Raw genomic sequence first — 5051 nt, forward strand, 5'->3', positions numbered from 1 at the left:
GAGCGCCAGCTCACCCTGGCCCGGGTCCGGGCCAGGGTGAGCTGGCGCTCCAGCAGGGCGCCCGCCTTGGCCGCGCCCACGGTGAGGTTGCCGCGCTCGGCGGTGGGCGTGGCCGGTCCGCGGGTGCCGACGGCAGCGGCGGGTCCCGGGACGCCCCGGCCCGCGCCGGTGACCCGGCCGCCCACGGCGGAGGCCGCCGACTGCACGGGGAAGGCCGCCGAGCCGGACAGCCGGTGCAGGGCCAGCAGCAGCCGCTCGAGGCGGGCCGCGCACGCGTGCTCCAGGGCCAACGTGCCCGACAGCCACGCCAGTTCGGGGCGCATCTCCTCGGACCAGTCGGCGTCGAGCAGTGGCCGGAAGGTGTGCAGGCTGCCGCTGATCCGGCGGGCGGAGTGGCGCAGGGCGCGCGCCGCGTCGACGGAATCCTCCGTGCCGTTCTGGCCGCCTCCGGTCTCCCGGTGCAGCCGCAGGGCGCGGAGGAACTCCGTGGCCTGGCCGCGCAGGTAGCCCGCGAGGGCGTCACCTGTCACGGCACGGGCCGTGGGATCCGTCGGGTCAAGGTGTTGCTGTGCCACGCCGGCGCCTCCGGGCGTCTATGAGCATCTCCTGGACGTTGCGCAGGGGCTGGCCTTCCGCGTCGGTCGCGTGCCGGGTCCACTCGCCGTCCGGGCCCAGGTGCCAGGAGGAGGTGGTGTCCGACATGCCGGTCTCCAGGAGCCGGCTGATCGTGGCGCGGTGGGCCGGATCGGTGACCCTGACGAGGGCCTCGATCCTGCGGTCGAGGTTGCGGTGCATCATGTCGGCGCTGCCGATCCACACCTCGGGCTCGCCTCCGTTGCCGAAGCCGAAGACCCGGGAGTGCTCGAGGAAGCGGCCGAGGATGGACCGTACGCGGATGTTCTCGGACAGGCCGGGGACACCGGGCCGTACCGCGCAGATGCCGCGCACCCACACGTCGACCGGGACGCCCGCCTGGGACGCGCGGTAGAGCGAGTCGATGATCGCCTCGTCCACCATCGAGTTGACCTTGATGCGGATGAACGCGGGGCGCCCGGCGCGGTGGTGCTGGACCTCCTTGTTGATCCGGGCGATCAGGCCGTCGCGCAGGGACTTGGGGGCGACCAGCAGACGGCGGTAGGTCTCGCGGCGCGAGTAGCCGGACAGCCGGTTGAAGAGGTCCGAGAGGTCGGCGCCGACCTGCGGGTCCGCCGTCAGCAGCCCGAGGTCCTCGTAGAGGCGGGCCGTCTTCGGGTGGTAGTTGCCGGTGCCGACATGGCTGTAGCGGCGGAGCGTGTCGCCCTCCTGGCGGACCACGAGCGACAGCTTGCAGTGGGTCTTGAGTCCGACCAGGCCGTAGACGACATGGCAGCCGGCCTCCTCCAGCTTGCGCGCCCACTTGATGTTGGCGTGCTCGTCGAAGCGGGCCTTGATCTCGACCAGGACGAGGACCTGCTTGCCGGCCTCGGCCGCCTCTATGAGCGCGTCCACGATCGGGGAGTCGCCGGAGGTCCGGTACAGGGTCTGCTTGATCGCGAGGACGTCGTCGTCGTTGGCCGCCTGCTCCAGGAACCGCTGGACGGACGTGGAGAACGAGTCGTACGGGTGGTGCAGCAGCACGTCCCGGTTGCGCAGGGCGCCGAAGATGTCGGGCGCGGACGCGGTTTCGACCTCGGCGAGGTCGCGCTGGGTGCCCGCGATGAACTTCGGGTACTTCAGCTCGGGCCGGTCCAGCGAGCCGATGCGGAACAGCCCGGTGAGGTCGAGCGGACCCGGCAGCGGGTACACCTCGGCCTCGCTGATCTTCAGCTCGCGCACCAGCAGGTCCAGCACCTCGCGGTCGATGGACTCCTCGACCTCCAGGCGCACCGGCGGCCCGAAGCGGCGCCGCATGAGTTCCTTCTCCAGGGCCTGGAGCAGGTTCTCGGCGTCGTCCTCCTCGACCTCGAGGTCCTCGTTGCGGGTCAGCCGGAACGCGTGGTGCTCCAGGATCTCCATGCCCGGGAAGAGTTCCTCCAGGTGGGCGGCGATGACGTCCTCCAGGGGGACGTACCGGCCCGGCGAGGACTCCAGGAAGCGGGAGAGCAGCGGCGGCACCTTGACGCGCGCGAAGTGGCGGTGGCCGGTGACCGGATTCCGTACGACGACCGCGAGGTTCAGCGAGAGACCCGAGATGTACGGGAAGGGGTGCGCGGGGTCGACGGCGAGCGGGGTCAGCACAGGGAAGATCTGGTGCCGGAAGAGCGTGAAGAGGCGGGCCTGCTCCTTCTCGGTCAGCTCGTTCCAGCGGACCAGGTGGATGCCCTCCTCCGCCAGTGCGGGGGCGATGTCCTCGTGGTAGCAGGCGGCGTGCCGGGCCATCAGCTCGCGCGAGCGGGCCCAGATCATCTCCAGCACCTCGCGCGGCTGCAGGCCGGAGGCGGAGCGGGTGGCGACACCGGTGGCGATACGGCGCTTGAGTCCGGCCACCCGGACCATGAAGAACTCGTCCAGGTTGCTGGCGAAGATCGCGAGGAAGTTCGCCCGCTCCAGGAGGGGCGTGTTCGGGTCCTCGGCGAGTTCCAGGACTCTCTCGTTGAACGCGAGCCAGCTCCGCTCCCGGTCCAGGAAGCGGCCCTGCGGGAGCTGGGGCCCGTCGTACGGCGACTCCTCGTACTCGTCGAGGTCGGCGTCGATGTCGGGTTCCAGATCGGAGACCGCCGCCGAAACGGTGTGCGGGCGGTGGGCGGCTATGGAGCCCACGGAGGGCTGCGCGTGCTGGACCTGTGCCTGGGCGTTGGGCTGGCTGCTCATGTGCCCATTGTTCCGCGCCTCCGCCGATACGGGCGCGTCGGAGAGCGCCGGAAGGAGCGGGCGGACGGCCCCGTTGCTCCCGTTCACCTCGGGGGGTGGCGAAGGCTCTGGCACGGCGGGCTTCATTCGCCGAGCGTCGCAAGCCCGTCTGAACCGTTGGTTACGGCGACATGGCGTGCGGGATATCGGGGGGCGGCTCCCGGACGTCTACGGCACGGAAACGAACGTAACGGATGCCTGGGAGCCGCGGGGAGGGGGGATCCGGTCAGCCGGTGCGGCGGCGCAGCAGGGTGAAGGCGACGGCGAGCACCAGCGCGGCGAGGGCCACCACGATGCCGGTCTCCACGAGCTGGAGGGGCCAGAAGTGGGAGGCGGGGTGGTAGTCGACGTAGTAGCCGGTGATGTCGACGGCCTTGAGGCACTTGGTGTCGGCGAAACAGGTGTCGGTGACATGGGCGCCCGTGGCGGTGACGGCGCCCTGATCGACGTTGAGGACGTTCGGTGGGGCGTCGTAGCCGATTCCCACGTTGGTGACGCGGGTCACCGTCGGCCACAGGTAGGGGCGGGCGAAGCCGAGGGTGGTGACGGCGAGGGCCATGGCGGCGATCGAGAGGCCGGCCGCGGTCAGGACGTGGCGTTGGAGGAATCCCGCGAGGGTGCCGACGGCGAGGCCGAGGAGGGGGTAGACGATCGCGAGGGTGCCGTTGGCGGTGAAGGTCTCGTCGTTCCACTGGTTCCAGCTCAGCGGCACCTGGTGGGCGTCGAACAGCAGCCGGTGCAGCAGGACCATCAGGGTGCTGCCGGCGGTGACCAGCGCGGCGGGCACGGCGAGGGTGGTGGCGAGCCAGCGGGTCGGGGAGACGCTCTGGGTCCAGGCGAGGCGGGTGGTGCCGCGCTCCAGTTCGCGGGCGACGAAGGTGCCCGCCCAGACGGCGGCGAGATAGGGGATCCAGCCGATCAGCAGCTCGGCGACGGTGTACGCCGCGTGGTAGAGGGTGATCGCACTGCTCCAGGAGCAGGCGTCCCCGGTGCACTGGCGCTGCCAGTCGGCCCGCGCGGTGTTGCCCCCGGGGCCGTAGGCCCACAGCAGCCCCCCGGAGACGGCGGTGACGAACACCACCCAGCCGATCAGGGCGGCCCGGTGCAGCAGCAGCACGGCCCGCCACATCCGGGCCGGTCTCGGCCGGACCGTCGAGTCCATGGCGATGGCGGTCATACGGCGGCTCCCTTGAGGACGGGTGTCGGGCCGGTGCGGCGCGCGAGGACTCGGAACGTGGTCACGGTGAGGGCCGCGGTGACGGCGAGGAGGATCGCGGTCGCGGTCAACTGGAGGGGCCAGTAGTGGGATTGGGGGTGGTAGTCGCTGTAGTAGCCGACGGCGTCGAGCTTGGCGTAGGCGGTCCGGCAGGGCTGGTAGGTGGTGCTGCCGCACAGGTGGCCGGAGAGGTGCTTGCCCGTGGCGGTGACCAGGCCCTGGTCGACGACGATGCCGGAGCCGGCCGGGACGTTGTTCTTGAGGCTGCTGAGCCGGGTGACCGTGGGCCACAGGTGCGGTGTCGCGAAGGCCGTGGCGCCCCACAGGAACGCCGTGGCGCACAGCGAACCGACCAGTGAGACAAGGGAGTTGCGCCCGAGCAGCCCGAACAGGGCGCCGCTCACGAGGCCCGCCAGGGCCAGGGCGACGGTGGCCGGGCCGTTGGCGGCGTAGGTCCCGACGTCGAACCAGTCCTTGGCCGTGTCGATCCCGCCCTGTCCCGCCGACCAGGCCCAGTGGTGCAGCGCGACCAGCAGCCCGGAGCCGACGGTGACCAGGACGGCCGGGAGGGCGAGCGTGGCGGCGAGCCAGCGGGCCGGGGAGACCGACTGGGTCCAGGCCAACTGCGCGGTCCCGCGCTCCAGTTCGCGGCTGGTCAGCGCGGCGCCGGACCAGGCGGCGACCAGCGCGGGGGCGGCGAGGACGGCGTAGGTCGTGTAGCCGTACCAGTTCTTGTACCGGACGACCGCGCTCGGGTCGTACGCGCAGCCGCCCGACTCGCAGGCGTGGTAGTGCTTCCAGCCCTCGACCGCCGCGTCGGTGAGCGGTCCGCCCACCCACAGCAGCAGACCGCCGAGGACGAGCACGAAGGCCAGCCAGGCCGACAGGGCGGGGCGGTGCAGACGTATCAGCCAGCGCAGCAGATGCGGCGAGGATCCGGCCGGGCGCACGGTGACCGGTGGTGGGGCGAGGGCGGTCATGCGGCGGTCTCCGGGGTGGTGGGGAC

Annotated in this window: 4 protein-coding genes; all 4 read right to left on the reverse strand. The window is 71.8% G+C overall.

Features of this window, described 5'->3' with window-relative positions:
- Positions 1-575 (reverse strand): CHAD domain-containing protein (locus JHN63_RS47500; protein WP_200691355.1); only part of this gene is annotated, 575 nt, incomplete at its 3' end.
- A complete protein-coding gene (locus JHN63_RS47505; RefSeq protein ID WP_374223014.1) occupies positions 556-2916 on the reverse strand; it encodes an RNA degradosome polyphosphate kinase in 2361 nt (786 codons plus the stop codon). The genes JHN63_RS47500 and JHN63_RS47505, both read right to left, overlap by 20 nt.
- A gap of 139 nt (positions 2917-3055) precedes the next feature.
- Positions 3056-4006 carry a hypothetical protein gene (locus JHN63_RS47510; protein ID WP_200691357.1) on the reverse strand — a complete coding sequence of 317 codons (951 nt, stop codon included), beginning with the start codon at positions 4004-4006 and terminating at the stop codon, positions 3056-3058.
- A partial coding sequence (locus JHN63_RS47515) for an ABC transporter permease (RefSeq protein WP_307782158.1) occupies positions 4003-5051 on the reverse strand: 1049 nt, incomplete at its 5' end. The genes JHN63_RS47515 and JHN63_RS47510, both read right to left, overlap by 4 nt.

Origin of the sequence: Streptomyces sp. MBT65, assembly GCF_016612545.1 — a bacterium.
In the GTDB taxonomy this organism is placed as follows: Bacteria; Actinomycetota; Actinomycetes; order Streptomycetales; family Streptomycetaceae; genus Streptomyces.